General features: G+C 72.2%; 13 protein-coding genes. 5 read left to right on the forward strand and 8 right to left on the reverse strand.

Going from position 1 to position 16,694, the window contains the following annotated elements; translation table 11 throughout:
- Positions 1-333: 333 nt before the first annotated feature.
- The gene (locus LQ326_RS24680; RefSeq protein ID WP_234539785.1) at positions 334-597 is read left to right on the forward strand and encodes a GlsB/YeaQ/YmgE family stress response membrane protein; all 264 of its coding nucleotides are present in this window, start codon (positions 334-336) and stop codon (positions 595-597) included.
- A 141-nt stretch (positions 598-738) separates the two neighbouring features.
- Here LQ326_RS24680 and LQ326_RS24685 read toward each other — a convergent pair whose 3' ends face one another.
- The 3 genes from LQ326_RS24685 to LQ326_RS48365 form a co-directional block, all read right to left on the reverse strand.
- Entirely contained in the window at positions 739-1,515 is a 777-nt protein-coding gene (locus LQ326_RS24685) for a GNAT family N-acetyltransferase (protein ID WP_234539786.1), read from the reverse strand.
- A gap of 75 nt (positions 1,516-1,590) precedes the next feature.
- Positions 1,591-2,445 carry a GNAT family N-acetyltransferase gene (locus LQ326_RS24690; protein WP_234539788.1) on the reverse strand — a complete coding sequence of 285 codons (855 nt, stop codon included), beginning with the start codon at positions 2,443-2,445 and terminating at the stop codon, positions 1,591-1,593.
- Positions 2,446-2,753: 308 nt separating this feature from the next.
- Complete coding sequence (locus LQ326_RS48365; protein ID WP_308402013.1) at positions 2,754-3,374, reverse strand: chaplin; 621 nt, start codon at positions 3,372-3,374, stop codon at positions 2,754-2,756.
- 338 nt (positions 3,375-3,712) lie between these two features.
- Here LQ326_RS48365 and LQ326_RS24700 point away from each other — a divergent pair, with 338 nt between their 5' ends.
- Complete coding sequence (locus tag LQ326_RS24700; RefSeq protein ID WP_234539792.1) at positions 3,713-5,320, forward strand: alpha/beta hydrolase; 1,608 nt, start codon at positions 3,713-3,715, stop codon at positions 5,318-5,320.
- 3 nt (positions 5,321-5,323) lie between these two features.
- Here LQ326_RS24700 and asnB read toward each other — a convergent pair whose 3' ends face one another.
- Together asnB and LQ326_RS24710 are read right to left on the reverse strand one after the other, a co-directional pair.
- Positions 5,324-7,162 carry an asparagine synthase (glutamine-hydrolyzing) gene (asnB, locus tag LQ326_RS24705; RefSeq protein WP_234539794.1) on the reverse strand — a complete coding sequence of 613 codons (1,839 nt, stop codon included), beginning with the start codon at positions 7,160-7,162 and terminating at the stop codon, positions 5,324-5,326.
- Positions 7,163-7,485: 323 nt separating this feature from the next.
- Positions 7,486-8,265 carry an alpha/beta fold hydrolase gene (locus LQ326_RS24710; protein WP_234539796.1) on the reverse strand — a complete coding sequence of 260 codons (780 nt, stop codon included), beginning with the start codon at positions 8,263-8,265 and terminating at the stop codon, positions 7,486-7,488.
- Between the two features lie 164 nt (positions 8,266-8,429).
- Here LQ326_RS24710 and LQ326_RS24715 point away from each other — a divergent pair, with 164 nt between their 5' ends.
- Complete coding sequence (locus LQ326_RS24715; protein WP_234539798.1) at positions 8,430-9,524, forward strand: baeRF3 domain-containing protein; 1,095 nt, start codon at positions 8,430-8,432, stop codon at positions 9,522-9,524.
- A 66-nt stretch (positions 9,525-9,590) separates the two neighbouring features.
- Positions 9,591-10,616 (forward strand): Gfo/Idh/MocA family protein, encoded by a 1,026-nt coding sequence (locus LQ326_RS24720; protein ID WP_234539800.1) that lies wholly within the window; start codon positions 9,591-9,593, stop codon positions 10,614-10,616.
- Here the strand turns inward: LQ326_RS24720 and LQ326_RS24725 are convergent.
- Together LQ326_RS24725 and LQ326_RS24730 are read right to left on the reverse strand one after the other, a co-directional pair.
- Entirely contained in the window at positions 10,606-12,639 is a 2,034-nt protein-coding gene (locus tag LQ326_RS24725) for a phosphocholine-specific phospholipase C (RefSeq protein WP_234539802.1), read from the reverse strand. The two genes, LQ326_RS24720 and LQ326_RS24725, sit on opposite strands and share 11 nt — an antisense overlap.
- 138 nt (positions 12,640-12,777) lie before the next feature.
- Positions 12,778-13,191: an SsgA family sporulation/cell division regulator gene (locus LQ326_RS24730; RefSeq protein WP_234539803.1), complete on the reverse strand. Its 414-nt coding sequence runs from the start codon at positions 13,189-13,191 to the stop codon at positions 12,778-12,780.
- 347 nt (positions 13,192-13,538) lie between these two features.
- On the opposite strand from LQ326_RS24730, the gene LQ326_RS24735 reads away from it, so the two are divergent.
- The gene (locus tag LQ326_RS24735; protein ID WP_234539805.1) at positions 13,539-14,960 is read left to right on the forward strand and encodes a PP2C family protein-serine/threonine phosphatase; all 1,422 of its coding nucleotides are present in this window, start codon (positions 13,539-13,541) and stop codon (positions 14,958-14,960) included.
- 32 nt (positions 14,961-14,992) lie between these two features.
- Here the strand turns inward: LQ326_RS24735 and LQ326_RS24740 are convergent, their stop codons facing one another.
- Positions 14,993-16,489, reverse strand: a complete 1,497-nt coding sequence (locus tag LQ326_RS24740; protein ID WP_181808215.1) for a DNA-binding protein NsdB — start codon at positions 16,487-16,489, stop codon at positions 14,993-14,995.
- Between the last annotated feature and the right edge of the window lie 205 nt (positions 16,490-16,694).

The following is a 16,694-nucleotide window of genomic DNA, read 5'->3' on the forward strand; positions in this document are numbered from 1 at the left end:
TGGCCGCGTGAGCGGGGGTGGCCGCGGTGCCGACCTGGAGGGCGGCTCCCGTGACGAGCAGGGCGAACCCTGCCAGGGCGGTGGTGAGTCCATGGCGGGATCTGCTGGATCCAAGCATCCGGCGAACCTCCGTGAGGGGGTGGGGTAGAGGGGGGCGGCGCCAACTCTGCGCGCGTAGAATCTGCTTGAGATTTCTACACGCGTCGACTCATTGAAAGGTACATGGCATGTCCGGCCGGTGAACAGAAAGCCGCTGTAACAACCGGGTGGGACTGCCGCCGCATTGAGCGGGCAGATTGGACAGCAGCGGAGTACAGGCGAAGAGGGGCGGACATGGAGATCTCGGGCATCATCAGCGCCATCATCATCGGGCTCGTCATCGGCGTGCTGGGGCGCCTGGTCGTCCCCGGGCGCCAGCACGTCGGCGTCCTGTGGACCATCGTCGTCGGCATCGTCGCGGCGCTGCTGGGTTCGGCGATCGCGGCGGGCTTCGGAGTGGCCGACACCAAGGGGCCCGACTGGATCGAGTGGTTCATACAGATCGCTCTGGCGGCGATCGGGATCGCGGCACTGGACCGCAGCAGGGCACGCCGGTGACCGGAGCGCGCCTCACACGTGGCGGGACCGCGTCGCGCGGCGCGGCCCCGCCGCGCGGGCGTGCCCGGCGGCGCCCGGCCCGCCGACCGCCGGCCGATGCCGCCCGCGGCCGACTCGCCGGCACCGCCGGCCGCTTGCCGGTTACCGCGGAGAGAGATACGGCGTGGTGGTGCTCAGGGCCTGGAAGCCCAGTCGTTCGAGGATCGGCCGGCTCATGGGCGACGCGTCGACCTGGAGGTACCGGCAGCCGTGTGCAGCGGCGACACGGGCCCGGTGGGCGACGAGGGCACGGTACACACCACGCCCGCGCCACCCTCGCACCGTGCCGCCGCCCCACAGGCCGGCGAAGGCCGCCCCGGGCACCAGCTCGACACGGGCGGCACTGACCGGCTGGTCCCCGGCGAGCGCGACCATCGCGACCACGCTGTCCGGCTGCTCGGCGAGTCGTGACAGCAGCCGGTGCCGAAGAGGCGCACCGTCGGTGCCGAAGGCCTTCTCGTGCACGTCGACCACGAGCTCGATGCCCGCCCGGTCGGTGGCGGGCACCACGCGTACGCCGTCCGGCGGCCCGGCGTCTAGGCTCAGCCGGGCGGTCTCCGCGACCATCAGCGTCTCCTCGGGCTCCGGCACGAACCCGGCCGCGGTGAGCCGGTCACCCAGGTCCGACGGCAGGTCGTGGCCGTAGAGCTTCCACTCGAACTCCCGCCCGTGGGCGGCGAAGAAGGCCGTCTGCTCGGCGATCGCACGATCCGCGGTGGCCTCGTCCAGCCCTGACCAGACAACGCCGTTCCATCCCTCGGCGCCCGCCACCTGGCGCACCACCGCGCCCGCCCGCTCGACCCGGGCGCCGGGTCCGTCGGGCAGGGCGCCCTCGCGCATGTCACGGTCGTACAGAGCGAGCACTGTTCGGTGATCCATCCGGGCACTCCACCATCCGGGCACGGCGGTTGCAACGCAATTGACCGGTGGGTGCCGGGGGGCCGGGGCCCGCGGTCAGCCCAGTTCCAGCGTCGTGACTCCGAAGACCCGCTCGCCGGCGTGGTCGCGGACCGGACCCGTGTACATGCGGGCGGTCTCGAACGAAGGGGCGAGACCGGCCGCCTCGGCGAGGGCGACACCCGCCGTGCTGGTCTCGGGCACGTCGATGGCGACCTGGTCGCCCGCCGCCTCGGCGGTGAGGCCGGTGAACAGGGCGCGGGCGTCGTCCGCGGTGTCGGCGAAGAGGGGGCCGATGCGCAGGGTGTCGCGGCCGGGGCGGATCACGCCGTAACCGGTGAGGCGGTCGCCGTCGTGGCGGACGAGCGCCCTGTGCCCGGTGGTGGTCAGCCACGCGGCCACGAAGCGCGGCCGGTCGGCCGGGCAGCAGGCGCTGTCGTAGGCCGTGATGGCGGACAGGTCGGCGGGGCGGGCGGGCCGCACGCCGGCCGGGGGCTCGCCGGCGGGGGCCACACCGACGAACCGGGTGGTGCGGTGGGCGAGTTCGAAGCCGGAGCGGCGGTAGTTGTCCTGCTGGGCGACCACGCCGTCGAGGCCGACGGTGCGGTGGCCGGCATGGGCGAGCGCGGTCTTCCAGGTGGTGAGGCCGTGCCCCCGGCCGCGCAGGTCGGGGCGGACCAGGTACCAGCCCAGGAAGGCGTAGTCGGCGCCGAAGTTGACGACGGAGACGGCCGACACCGGCTCGCCGTCGACGCGGCCGACGAAGAACCCGTCAGGATCCTGGGCGAAGAAGGCGGTGGTGTCCGACAGTCCGGGATTCCAGCCCTCGTCCGCCGCCCAGCCGGCGATCACCGGCCAGTCGTCCGGCCTGGCCTGGGTGACGACGAGGTCCTGGGAGGCCGGAGAGGTCATCGCTGCGCTCCATTCCATGGCGGGGTCCGACCGCGCGGCGAGCGGCGCCGCGCGCCCGCAGCATCCTTCCCGATCACCGGGCACCGCGGCACGACGGGATCAAGCCGTTGACGTGCGCCACTGGCGCCGCGCACACACCGGCGGCCGGCACGGCAGCGGGGGCGGTCGCGGCGCAGGCCCCACCGGTTCGGGTCCGGTGGGGCCTGCGGACACACGGTGCGTCAGCCCGTCTTGGTATCACCTCAGGCGGTCAGCGTGTCCGGCCCGGAACGCAGGCGCTCAGCGTGTCCGACCCCGGCCGCAGGCGCTCAGCGTGTCCGGCCCGGGCCGAAGCGCCGGCGCAGGGCGGTCCCGGTGAGCAGCAGCGCCGCGCTGCCCGCCGCGGCGGCGCCGGTGAGGTCCGTGCCGGTGTGGGCGAGGCTGGCCTCGACGGGGTGGTGCGCCCTGGGCCCGGTGTGGGTCTTCGGCGGGGCCGGTGGCCGGGGAGCGGGCGGGGGCTCGGTCGGCGGCGGGGGGGTGGGTGCCGGCGGGGGGCTCGGGTGGTCGCCGGAGGTGTTGCCGATGGCCGGATTGCCGACGCCGACCACGTTCACGCTGTTGCCGCTGACGTTCACCGGGATGTCGGCCGGCAGCTGGATGTCGTTTCCGGAGATCACTCCGCGCGAGTCCTCCTCGGTGCCCCCCGCGGACGCGCCACCGGACGTGGCCGAGCCGCCGGGAACGTCCTGACCGGTGTCGCCACCGTCCTGGTTCGCGCAGGCGTTGCCTGCCGCCGGGTTCAAGAGCCCCACCACGTTCACGGTGTTCCCGCACCCGCTCACCGGGACGTGCACCGGCAACTGGATGTCGTTGCCGGAGATCACCCCGGGCGCACCGGCCGCGGTACCGGCCGCGCCCGAGTCGGCCCAGGCCGGGACCGCCACAGCCATCGCACCTGAGGCGGCGGCGATGGCGATCACCCCGTTTCGGGTAACCCGTTTCATAGGTTCCCTGCCTTCCAGACGTGATTACGGGCGCTCGCCCGCACTGGTTAAAACGCAGACGAACCATCTGAGTTATGGCTAATCGACCTTTCACCTCATCGAGTGATACTGAACTCGAACCAACAGTAAAAGTGTGCAAGGACCCTGAAACCGGGTGATCGCGCGGCGGACAGAGCCGCCTCCCGGCCGCCCCGCCCGCCGGGAGGCGGCCCCCGCGGAGCCCGCTTATGGTGAGCGCAAGCCCTTGTACCCGGTCCGTCGCGGAGCGTCCCTGGAGGCCCTAGATGCCTGCCGTGCCCCGTACCCGGCCCGCCCTGCGGCGCTGCGCGGACGCCGGAGCCGTCGCGCTGGCGCTGCTCGGCGCCGGCCTGCCCGCGGCCGTCTCGGACACGGGCGGCGGGCAGCCGGACCTGACCCGGTTCTACCGGCAGAAGGTCAGATGGACGGCGTGCAAGGACGTCGAGCTGCCCAAGGACATGCAGTGCGCCAGGGTCACCGTCCCCCTGGACTACGCGCAACCGGCCGCGGGCACCCTCGATCTGGCGCTGTCCCGCTACCGGGCGACCGGCAGGTCGCGGGGCTCGGTGCTGCTGAACTTCGGCGGCCCCGGCGGCTCGGGCGTCAGCGGGCTCGGCCAGCAGGGCAAGGACTTCCTGGGCCTGACCAACGGCTACGACGTGGTCGGCTTCGACCCGCGCGGGGTCGGCCGCTCCTCCCCCGTCAGCTGCGGTGCCCCCGAGGGGTCCCCGGACGCCGCGAGCGCCGGGGAGCCACCCGGCCTCGGCCGTCCGCCGGCCCTGATGAAGGCGCTGAAGCAGCTGACGCTGCGGTGCACCAGGAACTCCGGGCCGGTGCTGGCCCACATAGGCACCGTGAACGCCTCCCGGGACCTGGACGTCATCCGCCAGGCGCTCGGCGACAGCAAGCTCAACTACCTCGGCTTCTCCTACGGCACCAGGCTCGGCGCGGTGTACGCGGCGCAGTTCCCGCACAACGTGGGCCGGATGGCGCTGGACGGCGTGGACACGCTGACCGAGTCGCTGGCCGAGCAGGGGGTGGCCGGTGCCCGGGGGCAGCAGACGGCGCTGGACGACTTCCTGGACTGGTGCGTCACCGACCTGGGGTGCCCGTTCGGGCAGGACCGGCGCAAGGCCGGCGAGGCGGTCGTGAGGCTGGTGCGCTCCCTCGACAAGGACCCGGTGCCCTCCGACTTCGGCGGCTCGTTCTCCGGTCAGGACCTGGTGGCGGCCATCGGGCAGGGGCTGTACGGCAAGGAGCTGTGGCCGGCGCTGGAGCGGGCGCTGGCCACGCTGGTCGAGGACGGGGACACCCGGGCGGTGGAGAACCTCGCGTCCGGCGGCCACGCGCTGCCGCAGGGACACAGGCGAGGCGCCGGGCTCGTGGACGGCTCGGAGATCCCGGCGGACAACCTGTCGGCCGCGCTGATGGCGATCAACTGCGCCGACGATCCGGACCGGCCGAGCGCCGAGCGGCTCACCCGGGACGTCGCCCGGCTGGACGAGGAGTACCAGCGGGCCTCCCCGGTCTTCGGCCGGTTCCGGCTCACCCAGGTCCTGCTCTGCTACGGCCGGCCGCGTGGCACCGGCTTCATCCGCGAGGAGGTCAAGGACGTGCCCTCCGCGCGGATGCTGCTCGTGGGCACGCGCGGTGACCCGGCGACGCCGTACAGCTGGACCGTCGAGACGGCGAAGCGGCTCGGTCCGTCGGCGGTGGTGCTGGACAACAGGGGCGACGGCCACACCGGCTACACGTCGTCCACGTGTGTGCACGCCAAGGTCGACGACTTCCTCCTGTACGGCACGCTGCCGCCGGACGGCAGCTCCTGCCCGGCGGACGGTGACGGGGGCGCCGTCACCGACTCGCCGGACTGAGGCTCAGGAGAGGGTGAACTCCGGGTCGTAGAGGTCGATCCAGTGGGCCAGGTCGAGGGTGCGTTCCAGACCGCGCCGGCCGGCCTGGGTGCTCAGGTCGGTCCGGCGGGCCGCCCGGTCGGCCTTCTCGCGGTCGACGAGGTCGAAGACCCGGTGGCCCGGCCGGGCCAGCAGGTCCTTGACCTGGTCCTGGAGGGCGCGGCCGTACTCCGGGTCCTGGGTGGAGGGGTAGGGGCTCTTGACCCGGTCGTACACGGACTGCGGGAGGACGTCCCGGGTGGCCTCGCGGAGCAGGGTCTTCTCGCGGCCGTCGAAGGACTTGAGGGCCCAGGGCGCGTTGTAGACGTACTCGACGAGCCGGTGGTCGCAGAACGGCACCCGGACCTCCAGGCCGACGGCCATGCTCATCCGGTCCTTGCGGTCGAGCAGGATGCGGACGAAGCGGGTGAGGTGCAGATGGCTCATGCGCCGCATCCGGTACTCGAAGTCGCTCTCGCCGTCCAGCCGCTGGATGCCGGTGACGGCGGACCGGTAGGCGTCGGCGACGTAGTGGTCCAGGTCGAGGGACTTGGCGAGGTCCGCGCGCAGGACATCGGAGTCGTCGCCGAAGTGCCGGGCGAACTGGACGAGCCAGGGGAAGGTGTCGGCGGTGCGGGCTCCCTCGTCGAAGAACTGCAGGTAGCCGCCGAACACCTCGTCGGCGGACTCCCCGGACAGCGCGACGGTGGACTGGTCGCGGACGGCCCGGAACAGCAGCAGGAGCGAGGTGTCCATGTCCCCGAACCCGGCCGGCAGGTCACGGGCCCGGATCACCCGCTCGCGGACCGCGGGGTCGGCGAGGCTGGCCACGTCGAGGACGATGTCCTGGTGGTCGGTGCGGGCGAGGCGGGCCACGTCGTGCACGAAGGGCGTGTCGGGGGTGCCGCGCAGTTCGTCCGCGACGAAGTTGTCGGTCCGGCCGGCGAAGTCGACGGCGAAACTGCGCACCTTCTCGCCGTGCACGGCGAGTTGCCGGGCGGCGAGGGCGGTCATGGCGGAGGAGTCGAGGCCGCCGGAGAGCAGGGTGCAGCGGGGCACGTCGGCGACCAGCTGGCGGCGCACGATGTCGTCGAGGAGTTCACGGACGGTGGCGACGGTGGTGTCGCGGTCGTCGGTGTGCGGGCGGGTCTGCAGCCGCCAGTAGGCCCGGGTGCGCAGGCCGGCGCGGTCGACGGTGACGACGGTGCCGGGTTCCACCTCGCGCATGCCCTCCCACACGGCGTGCCCGGGGGTCTTGACCATGGTGAACAACTCACGCAGCCCGTCCAGGCCGACCCGGGGCCGCACCAGCGGGTTGGCCAGGATCGCCTTGGGTTCGGAGCCGAACACGACGCCGTCCGGGGTCGGGTACAGGTAGAAGGGCTTGATGCCCATGCGGTCGCGGATCATCACGAGCTTGTCGTGGCGACCGTCCCAGACGGCGAAGGCGTACATGCCGTTGAGCCGCTCGGCGACGGCGTCGCCCCACTCGACATAGCCGCGGAGCACGACCTCGGTGTCCGAGTCGGTGGTGAACTCGTGGCCCCGGCCGACCAGTTCGCGGCGCAGTTCGGTGAAGTTGTAGGCCTCGCCGGAGTAGACCATCGCGACGGTGCCGGCCGGGGTGCGGACGGTCATCGGCTGGCGGCCGCCGGGCAGGTCGATGATCGCGAGCCTGCGGTGGCCCAGGGCGGCGGGGCCCTCGCTCCAGGTACCCCGGTCGTCGGGACCGCGGCAGGCCATCGTCTGCGTCATCGCATCCAATGCGCGCGTCTCGGTGGTGAGGTCACGGTCGAAGGAGACCCAGCCGGTGATGCCACACATGCGTTACCTCCTGCTGCGGGTCAGCCGGGCCACGCGCGCCACCTGCGGTTCCGTGACGCAGGCGATTGCCCGAGCGAACCACTTGTATTCAGCACCTATATGACGAGCGTGCGCCCGCGGCCTCGGCCGGTCAACCTGGCCGTAACACGAACGGAGTACCCCGCCGTCACTTTCGGACGCGTTTTGCCCGCACCAGGCCCGCGGAGCCGCCGCACCCCGGGTCCGGTCCGCCCGGAACAGGCCAAGCGCAAAATGTTCCCCAAACGGGCCGGCGCCGCGGCTTTCGCCGGGCGCCGGCCACCTGGTGCCGCGGCGAGCCCGGGCTACGCGGCCGGCCCCAGGAACCGGTCCAGGACCGCCGTCAGTTCGGCCGGCCGCTCCACCGGGAGTTCGTGGCCGGCGTCGATGATCCGGACCTCCGCGTCCGGATAGGCCTTGGCCATCCGCAGCATCTGCCGCACCGGCAGCTGGATGTCGTGGTAGCCGTGCACCATCAGGGTCGGTGCGGTGATCTCGCCGGCCCGGTCGAGGACGTCGAAGGACCGCATGGCGCCGTACAGCGTCATGACGACCTCGCGCGGGGTGGCGGCGGACGCGCGGACGTACTCCCGGATCTCCTCGCGCGGATGGCCGGGGGCGAAGGCACGCTGGATGTTGGCGGCGACGAACACCTTGTACGGCACCAGGGTGGAGGCCGCCATCAGCAGCCCCCGGCCACGGCTGTACGTCATCCGGCCGATGGAGCCGACCAGGACCATCCGCTCGACCCGCTCCGGGTGGGCCAGCGCGAGCGTCTGGGAGATCATGCCGCCCATGGAGTGACCGACGGGGACGAAACGGTCCACCCCGAGATGGCCGAGGAGGGCCGTGACGTCCCGCGCCAGCTCGGCGACAGTCCTCACCCCGGCCCCGGTGCTCTCGCCGTGGCCGCGCAGGTCGAGCCGGATCACCCGGCGGCGTTCGGCGAAGTGCGCCATCTGGTGGTCCCAGCGGTGCCGGTTCGCGGTCCAGCCGTGGATGAACACCAGGGGCGCGGCGCCGCCGTCACGAGGGCCCTCGTCGTCGTACGCCAGCGCCGCTCCGTCGACTTCGAACCGCGGCATGGGGCCTCCTGGGGCGAGATCCGGTTACTGCCGGGTACGGTAACCGGCACTGCCGCCCTTCGTCACCGGGCCGCGGGCCTCAACACGGTTACGGCGCGGCCCGGATCGGGGGCCGCGGAACTACCCCAAATGCCGCAATGGCGAATCGGCCCTATGGTGCTGATATGGAGCACGCACTCAGTTCTTCGACCCTTGCCGAACTGCGCCGCCCGCGTCCCTATCCCGCCGTCTCGGTGCTGACGCCGACGCACCGCCGTGGGCCCGACAACGCCCAGGACCCCGTCCGGCTGCGCAATGTCGTGGCCGAGGCGAAGAAGCAACTGGAGGCCGACCCCGCGGTCACCCGGGACCGGCGCTCCGACGTCGCCAGGCAGCTCGACCAGGCCCTCGCCGAGGTCGACCTGGCGTACACCGAAGACGGCCTGGCGATCTTCGCCGCGCCGGGTGAGCACCAGGTGTGGTCGCTCGCCCGCAGCGTGCCCGAGCGTGTGGTGCTCTCGGACACCTTCCTGACCCGCAACCTGGTCTCGGCACACGCCGCCGAGCGGCCGTTCTGGGTGTTGTCCGTCTCCGCCGACCGGATCACGCTCTGGGACGGCGGTACCGACCGGGTCACCGAGAGCCGGTCCGGCGGTTTCCCGCTGCACCGCGGCCAGGAGAACTTCGACGCCGAGCGCCTGCAACGCATCGGCGACCAGCCCAGCACCTTCCGTGACGAGGGCACCAAGCACTTCCTGCGGGACGCGAACACCGCGATGGCCGCGCTGCTGCGCGACGACCCGCGGCCGCTCTACGTCACCGGCGAGCAGGCGGCCCTCTCCCTGTGGGAGGAACTCGGCAACGTCGCCAGGCACAGCGTCCCCGTGCAGCACGGCGGTCTCTCGCACGCCGGTCCGGAGGCCGTGTGGCAGGCGATCAGTCCGCTTCTCCAGGCGGAGTCCCGCCGGAGCGCCGCGTCGGTGGCCCGGGAACTCGAAGCCGCGCACGGTCACAAGACGTTCGCGGCCGGCGTCGACGAGGTCTGGCAGAACGCCCGCGAGGGCCGTGTCCGGCTGCTCGCCGTCGAGGAGAACTACCGCACCACGGTCCGCGACGACGGCGACCACCTGGTCCCGGCCGCGAGTGGTGACCTCGACGCCCGCGACGACATCGTGGACGAGATCGTCGAACAGTGCCTGGAGACCGGCGCCGAGGTGCGCTTCGTCCCGGACGGCACCCTGGGCGACGAGAACGGCATCGCCGGCGTGCTGCGCTACTGACTGACCCCTCGCTCGGCCGACGTAGGCTCATGAACGTGATCGTCGGCCGAGAGGGAGTGTGTGGGCGTGGCTGAGTTGCTGGGCGTCGCGGTTCTGGGTGCCGGACACATGGGGGCCGACCACATACGACGGCTGGACCAGGTGGTGAACGGTGCGAGGGTGGCGGCGGTCGCCGACCCCGACCTCGACCGTGCCGAGGATGCGGTGGCCGGTCTCGACGGCGTCACCGTCCACGCGGACCCGCTGGCCGCCCTGGCCGCGCCGGGTGTCGACGCCGTGCTCATCGCCTCCCCCGGCCCGGCGCACGAGGAACCACTGCTCGCGGCCTTGGAGCGCGGGCTCCCGGTGCTGTGCGAGAAGCCCATGGTGCCGGACTCCGCCGGTGCGCTGCGGGTGGTGGAGGCCGAAGCGGGGCTCGGGCGCAGGCTGGCGCAGATCGGGTTCATGCGCCGCTACGACGCCGAGTACCAGCGCCTGAAGTCGCTGCTGGACGGCGGCAGTCTGGGCCGGCCGCTGATGCTGCACTGCGTCCACCGCAACGTGTCCTCGCCGCCCGGCTTCACCAGCGCCATGCTGATCGACAGCTCGGTGTCGCACGAGATCGACGCGGCCCGCTGGCTGCTCGGCCAGGAGCTGACCGCGGTGACCGTGCTGCGGCCGCGGCCCTCCTCGGGCGCCCCCGAGGGGCTGCTCGACCCGCAGCTGGTCCTCTTCGAGACCGACGCGGGCGCGGTCGTCGACGTCGAGGTGTTCGTGAACTGCGGCTTCGGCTACCAGGTGCGCTGCGAGGCCGTGTGCGAGCGGGGCAGCGCCCGCATCGGCGAGGACCACACCATGCTGGTCACCTCGGTCGGCGGCGCCCGCGAAGAGGTGGCGCAGGACTATCTGGTGCGGTTCGCCGACGCCTACGACCGCGAGGTGCAGGCCTGGGTGGACGCCACCCGGCGGGGCCGGGTCACCGGACCGAGCGCCTGGGACGGCTACGCCTCCTCCGTGGTCGCCGAGGCCGGGGTCCGGGCGCTGGAGATCGGCGGCCGCACGACCGTCGGACTCGCCCCGCGCCCGGACCTGTACGCGGACCTCAGCCGCTGACGCCGGCGGCGCCCGTCTCCAGGCGGCCGGTGAACCGGCGCGACCAGGTCGCGTCGGAGTCCACCGTGAGCGTGAAGTCGTACCAGCCGCCCTGGTACGCGACGGCGTTGAAGTAGTCCTCGGCCGACGCGCCCGCGGCGACGGTGTACGTCCACGGGCCGTCGGTGCGGTAGTTGTTCGAGGTGATGGTGAACTTCACCGGCGACGAGCCGGAGTTGGTCATCTTGAACCAGATGGCGAGCTTGCCGGTGCCGGACTCGACGGCGTAACGGGTGCTCACCTCTGCCGACTTGCCGGCCTTGGTGGCGTCGCCCTGGAAACGGCGCAGGAAGCGGTTGGGGCCGACCATGGTCAGGTCGTACTTGCCGGCGCCGTACCCGGTGCCGATACTGAAGTAGTCGGAGGCGGTGGAGCCCGCGTCGACGGTGTACTGCCAGGGCGTGGTGTCACGGTAGGCGTTCGGGTGGATGGAGAAGTGGGCCGCCCGGGTCGCCGGGGTGCCCTGGTTGGCCATGGTGAACCAGGCGCGGATCGTGCCGCCCGTCCCGAACTCCAGGTGGTCCAGGTAGCCGTTCGGCTGGTAGGGCAGCGCGCGGGACGGGCGGGTGCCGGGCTCCTGGGCGGGCAGGGCGTTGGTGGTGGGGACCGGGTTGGGCAGCGGGCCGCAGGTGGAGTAGCCGATGACGCCGGTCGCGGGCAGGGAGACGGCTCCGTGGACGGGGTTGGCGAAGTCGAAGACGCCGGTCAGGTCGCCGCTGACCTTGCGCCGCCAGTCGCTGATGTTGGGGCAGGTGGCGGGCGTGCCCAGGGCCGCGGTCCAGGTCTCCAGGAAACGCAGCACCGAGGTGTGCTCGAAGACCTCGGAGGAGACCCAGCCGCCGCGGGTCCAGGGCGAGATGACGATCATCGGGACCCGGAAGCCGAAGCCGTACGGCACGCCGTTCAGGAACTCACCGGCCGTGCCGGTGGGCGGGGCCGGGGGCGGGACGTGGTCGAAGTAGCCGTCGTTCTCGTCGTAGTTGAGGAACAGGACGGTGGAGTTGAAGACGTCCGCGTCGGCGGCGAGGGCCTGGTAGACCAGGTTGACGAAGTGGGCGCCGTCGCCGGGCGGGGCGTAGGGGTGCTCGGAGGAGGCCTGGTCGGCGACCACCCAGGAGACCCGCGGGAGAGTGCCGGCGACGACGTCGGCCCTGATGGCGGCGGCGATGTCGTCGGGGGTGGAGCCGGTCACCGCCGGGACGGAGGCCATGCCCCGGTCGTACAGGGGGTTGCCCGCCTTGGCACCGGCGAAGTTCTTGAAGTAGCCGCAGCCGTTGTCCCCGTAGTTGTCCTGGGCGTTCTGGTAGACCTTCCAGGTCACTCCGGCGCTCTGCAGGGCCTCGGCGTAGTTCTGCCAGGTCAGGCCGGACTCGTCACCGCCGTCGTAACTGCTGGAGTCGACCTTGCCGCTCCACAGATAGGTGCGGTTGGGGCCGGTGGCGCTGAGGGTGGAGCAGAAGTAGGCGTCGCAGATCGTGTAGTTGTCGGCGAGGGCGTAGTGGAAGGGGAGGTCGGAACGGTCCAGATAGCCGAGGGACCGGACGCTGCCGACGCCCGCGACCCAGTTGTCGAGGCGGCCCTTGTTCCACGCGGAGTGCTGGGAGGACCACGAGTGCGGCAGGTCGCCGCTGCACTGGGCGAGGGTCTCGCCGTCCTTGCCGCCGGCGTCCGGGGTGGCGCTGAGCTTCCAGGGGTACTGGCGGCCGAGGCCGTTCGGCTGGTTGAAGACCGGGTAGCCGCCGCTCAGGGTGATGGCGCTGCGGTCCGCGAAGCCGCGGACGCCCTTGAGGCGTCCGAAGTAGTGGTCGAAGCTGCGGTTCTCCTGCATGAGGATCACCACGTGCCCGACGTCCGAGATCGTGCCGGTCGCCGTGCTCTGGGCCGCGGCCGCGGCCGCGGTCCGTGGGCCGGCGGCGCCCACCGCCATGCCCGCCGCCACGGAAGCACCCAGTCCCACGAAGCCTCTTCGGCTGATCGGTGTCATTCGCCTCGTCCTCGTCACCGGTGCGCCCGTGCGGCACACCGCGCGCAAGGGTGCACGAGGCGGTCGGCAGGCTCCAGCCAGGAACGGTGAGGCGGGAGTGAACAAGAGTCAAAAGTACGGTCGGTGGCCCCCGGGGCCTCACACGCCCCCGAACAGCGTGCTCAGACCCCGCTCCACCACCGCTTCGAGGTCCTCCTGTCCCGGGGCCACCACCTCGTGGGTGCGCTGCAGGAACCGGAACAGCGCCTGGGTGTCGAACTGGAGCAGGGCGAGCCCGTGCGGCGAGTGGAACTCCACGGCCGTACGCCCCGGGCCGCAGGGCCAGATGTGGACGTCCCCGCGCCCGGCCGGGGCGCCGAGTCCCTCGTCGAGGAGCGATCGGGCAAAGGTCCACGTGACCTCCTCGCCGCCGAGGGTGACCTCGGCGGGGAAGTCCACGAAGACGGCGAGCGGATCTCCGGAGGTGTACCGGAGCGTGGCGGGCACCGGGACCTCCGCGTCCTCCGCGGTGATCAGCCGGGCGCGGGCTGGTTGCTCGAAAGTGATGTCCATGCCATTAGGACTCCGCGAAGGCCCCTCGCATGACGCGAATTCCGGACAGAGTTGCCGGTGTTGGCCGAGACCGCGGCACTGTGAACACAGAGGCGTCGAACAATCGCCCGATCGCGACACGGAAATGCCGTGGAGTCCGCCAAGTCGCGTAGTCCGACTACGACGTGCGCACCCGATCGAGTACGCCTTTCATGGCGGTCGACCAGCCCGTGAAGACTCTGACATATGCCAGAAGCACCACCGTATCGTGTGTTGCCAAATCCCTTACAGGGCGTCGCAGGCTGTGCAACAGTCGTAACCGGTCCCACCGCTCGCCCTGGCCGTACAGTCCCGCATCGGAGTGCGTCATGCCGTCCCATGTCTCTGCGGACCGCCCCGCCGCCCAGCCGCCCGGACGCGGCTCGGTCGAGGCGTTGATATCGCAGACGCGGCGGCTCAAGGGCGACGTGGACGCGGTCCGGCGGGACGCCCAGAGCTCCGGTTCGGACCCCGAGGAGCGCTGGCAGCGGGCCCTGTACGACCTGGCCCTGCATCAACTCGACGACCTGGACGAGCACCTGGCCCAGCTGCGGGACGGACCGGCACCTCCGCCGGCCGGAGTGGAGACGGGGCCCGCCCGGCACGCCGCGCCCGCCTCCGGTTCGTTGCTCAGCCGGGTCGGCAGCGCGGAGTGGAACCTCCTGACGGACGAGGCCAGTTGGTCCGGTGAGCTCTACCGGATCCTCGGCCGTGACCCGGCCACGCCCGCGCTCACCCTCGACGAACTGCCCGCCCTCGTCCTGGACGACGACCGGCCCCGGCTGACCGCGATGGTCACCGCCTGCCTGGTCGACGCCAAGCCGATCGACGGCGAGTTCCGTGTCCTGCGGCCCGACGGGGACGTGCGGACCGTCCACATGATGGGCGAGCCCGTGCTCGACGGCGACGCCGGCACCGCCTCGATGTGGGCCGTGCTGCGGGACGTGAGCGAACTGCGGCGCAGCCAGCGGACGGTGCGCGAGACACGGGACACGCTGCAGCGGCACCACCGGCGGGCCGAGACCGAACAGCGGCTCGCCGTCGAGCTCCAGGAGGCCGTGCTGCCGCCGGGGCGCGGTGCCCTGCGGCTGCCGCGCCAGGGGCCCGGCACACTCGACGTCGCCGCGCGCCGCCTGCCGTCCGGGGCCCGCGGCCTGCTGGGCGGCGACTGGTACGACGCGCTGGAGCTGGCCGACGGTGACACCCTGCTGAGCGTCGGCGGCCTCACCGGGCACGGCGTCGCCGTCGCCTCGGGCATGACGATGCTGCTGGGCGCCGTACGCGGTATGGCGATGGCAGGCACCCGGCCTGGGCAGCTCATGTGCCTGCTCAACCAGTTACTCGACGCCACCGTGCAACCCGCCCTGGGCAGCGCCGTCTGCTGCCGCTACCGCCCCGCCACCCGCACCCTGACCTGGGCACAGGCAGGACACCCCGCCCCGCTGCTGTTCCGCGACGGGACGGGGTGTGCGCTCAGCGCGCCGCAGGGCGTGCTGCTCGGTGCCACCTCGAAAGCCGGTTACGGGCAGGCCGAAGTGACCCTGGAACCGGGCGATCTGCTGCTGCTGCACACCGACGGAGTGGTGCCCGGGCACAGCGGAGCGGACTCTCTGGACGCTCTCCTCCACCTGGCCCCCCGGTTCGGGGCGGCGCGCACCGCCCAGGACGCTGTCCGGGCCGTGGTCGAGGAGTTCGGCGAGAACGAACGCGAGGACGAGGCCTGTGTGCTCGTCGCCAAGGTGGGTGAGTAGGAGGTCGGCCGGCTCGTGTCGCGCGCGGGCCCCTATGCCTGTGCGCTGCTGCTGCTCCCCTTGCTCCGGGCCTTGGGCAGGGCCAGCTTGATCTCCTCCCGCAGCTCCTGGATCCTCGGGTAGCCGGCGTACTCGGCGGTGAGCCGGTACATCTGGCGCAGCCGGTCCCAGGTGCGGTGGGAGGAGTTCGATCCCATCGACATCAGGGCCAGCCGGGCGTAACGGTCCGCCTGCTCGGGGTCGTCCGCGATGAAGCAGGCGGAGGCCATGGACAGGAAGTCGAAGATCTTCGACCGCTGCCGGCCGTCGATCCTCAGGGCCAGGGCCTTCTCCGCGTAGTGCTGGGCGTGCACGGCCGCGGCCGGGTCGTGCTCGGCCAGCGTGCGGTAGGCGAGGGCCTGCATGCCGTACAGATCCTCTTCCTTGAACATCTGCATCCAGCTCGGCGGCGGCACGTCGCCCCGGTCGGAGACGAACAGGTCCTCCGCCTGGCCGAGGGTGCGGCGCATCGCCTGGCCCTTGCCCATCGACGCCTGCGCCCAGGCCTCGATGGTGCAGAGCATCGCCCGGGTGCGTGGCAGCACCTCGTCACCCGAGCCGGACTTGGCGAGCTTCATCAGGTCGAGCGCGTCGTCGGGCCGGCCGAGGTGCACCATCTGGCGAGCCGCTCGGGAGAGCGCCTCGCCGGCACGCGGCCGGTCGCCGCCCTCACGGGCCGCGTGGGCGGCGATGACGAAGTACTTCTGGGCCGTGGGCTCAAGGCCGACGTCGTGCGACATCCAGCCCGCGAGGACGGCGAGGTTGGCGGCGACGCCCCACAGGCGCCGCTGGAGATGCTCGGGGTGGCGGTAGGCGAGCATGCCGCCCACTTCGTTGAGCTGTCCCACCACGGCCTTGCGCTGCAGCCCGCCGCCGCGGGCGGCGTCCCAGGCGCGGAACACCTCGACGGAGCGCTCCAGTTCCTCGATCTCCTCGGATCCGATGGGGGCGGCCTCGTAGCGGTCGAACCCAGCGGGGTCGGCGTGCAGAGGATCGTCGAGGACGGGGGCGTCGGCCTTGAGTGTGGGGTCGGTGTGGAGCCACTCGTACATGGCGCTGCTGAGTACGGATCCCGCGGTGAGCGCGGCACCCGCGCCCACCAAGCCGCGTCGGTTGAGCATGAGGTCCATTCCCGTGAATTCGGTGAGGACCGCGGCGGTTCGTTCGGGCGCCCACGGCATGCCGTCGGGATGTTCCGCTCTCCCGTCGTCCGGCCGTTTTCCCGTACGCCCGTGCCGTACCAGACCGAGGTCCTCGATGGTCACGACACGGCCGAGACGCTCGGTGAACAGAGCCGCCAGCACCCGCGGCACGGGATCGCGCGGGATCTCTCCCATGTCGATCCACCGCCGCACCCGGGAGGTGTCGGTCGCCAGCTGGGGGTGGCCCATGGCCGCCGCCTGCCGGTTGACCAGCCTCGCGAGTTCGCCCTTGGACCAGCCGGCCAGGCCGAACAGGTCCGAGAGACGGGCGTTGGGTTCTCCGGTCACGTCAAGCCCCCAGGTTCTCGGCTGAGTTGACAGTAGCCCCGTGCCGGTTGCCGGGCGACTATTCGCCACGGTTCGCCAGGGTGCGCCAGATGGTGTGCCACTGGGCGACGGGTGTCGGGTAGGAACGCGCCACCCCGACCCGGTCACCACTCGACGGGCACACTCCCCAGGGTGTGCCCGGGCGGCCGGGACGGGTTGGACGCGA

Origin of the sequence: Streptomyces shenzhenensis (assembly GCF_021462265.1) — a bacterium.
Classification (GTDB): Bacteria; Actinomycetota; Actinomycetes; order Streptomycetales; family Streptomycetaceae; genus Streptomyces; species Streptomyces shenzhenensis.

Bases quoted from the DNA above. Each gene is read 5' to 3' on its own strand.
- LQ326_RS24680 (WP_234539785.1), top strand. From the start codon at position 334: ATGGAGATCTCGGGCATCATCAGCGCCATCATCATCGGGCTCGTCATC.
- LQ326_RS24685 (WP_234539786.1), bottom strand. From the start codon at position 1,515: ATGGATCACCGAACAGTGCTCGCTCTGTACGACCGTGACATGCGCGAG.
- LQ326_RS24690 (WP_234539788.1), bottom strand. From the start codon at position 2,445: ATGACCTCTCCGGCCTCCCAGGACCTCGTCGTCACCCAGGCCAGGCCG.
- LQ326_RS48365 (WP_308402013.1), bottom strand. From the start codon at position 3,374: ATGGCTGTGGCGGTCCCGGCCTGGGCCGACTCGGGCGCGGCCGGTACC.
- LQ326_RS24700 (WP_234539792.1), top strand. From the start codon at position 3,713: ATGCCTGCCGTGCCCCGTACCCGGCCCGCCCTGCGGCGCTGCGCGGAC.
- asnB (WP_234539794.1), bottom strand. From the start codon at position 7,162: ATGTGTGGCATCACCGGCTGGGTCTCCTTCGACCGTGACCTCACCACC.
- LQ326_RS24710 (WP_234539796.1), bottom strand. From the start codon at position 8,265: ATGCCGCGGTTCGAAGTCGACGGAGCGGCGCTGGCGTACGACGACGAG.
- LQ326_RS24715 (WP_234539798.1), top strand. From the start codon at position 8,430: ATGGAGCACGCACTCAGTTCTTCGACCCTTGCCGAACTGCGCCGCCCG.
- LQ326_RS24725 (WP_234539802.1), bottom strand. From the start codon at position 12,639: ATGACACCGATCAGCCGAAGAGGCTTCGTGGGACTGGGTGCTTCCGTG.
- LQ326_RS24730 (WP_234539803.1), bottom strand. From the start codon at position 13,191: ATGGACATCACTTTCGAGCAACCAGCCCGCGCCCGGCTGATCACCGCG.
- LQ326_RS24735 (WP_234539805.1), top strand. From the start codon at position 13,539: ATGCCGTCCCATGTCTCTGCGGACCGCCCCGCCGCCCAGCCGCCCGGA.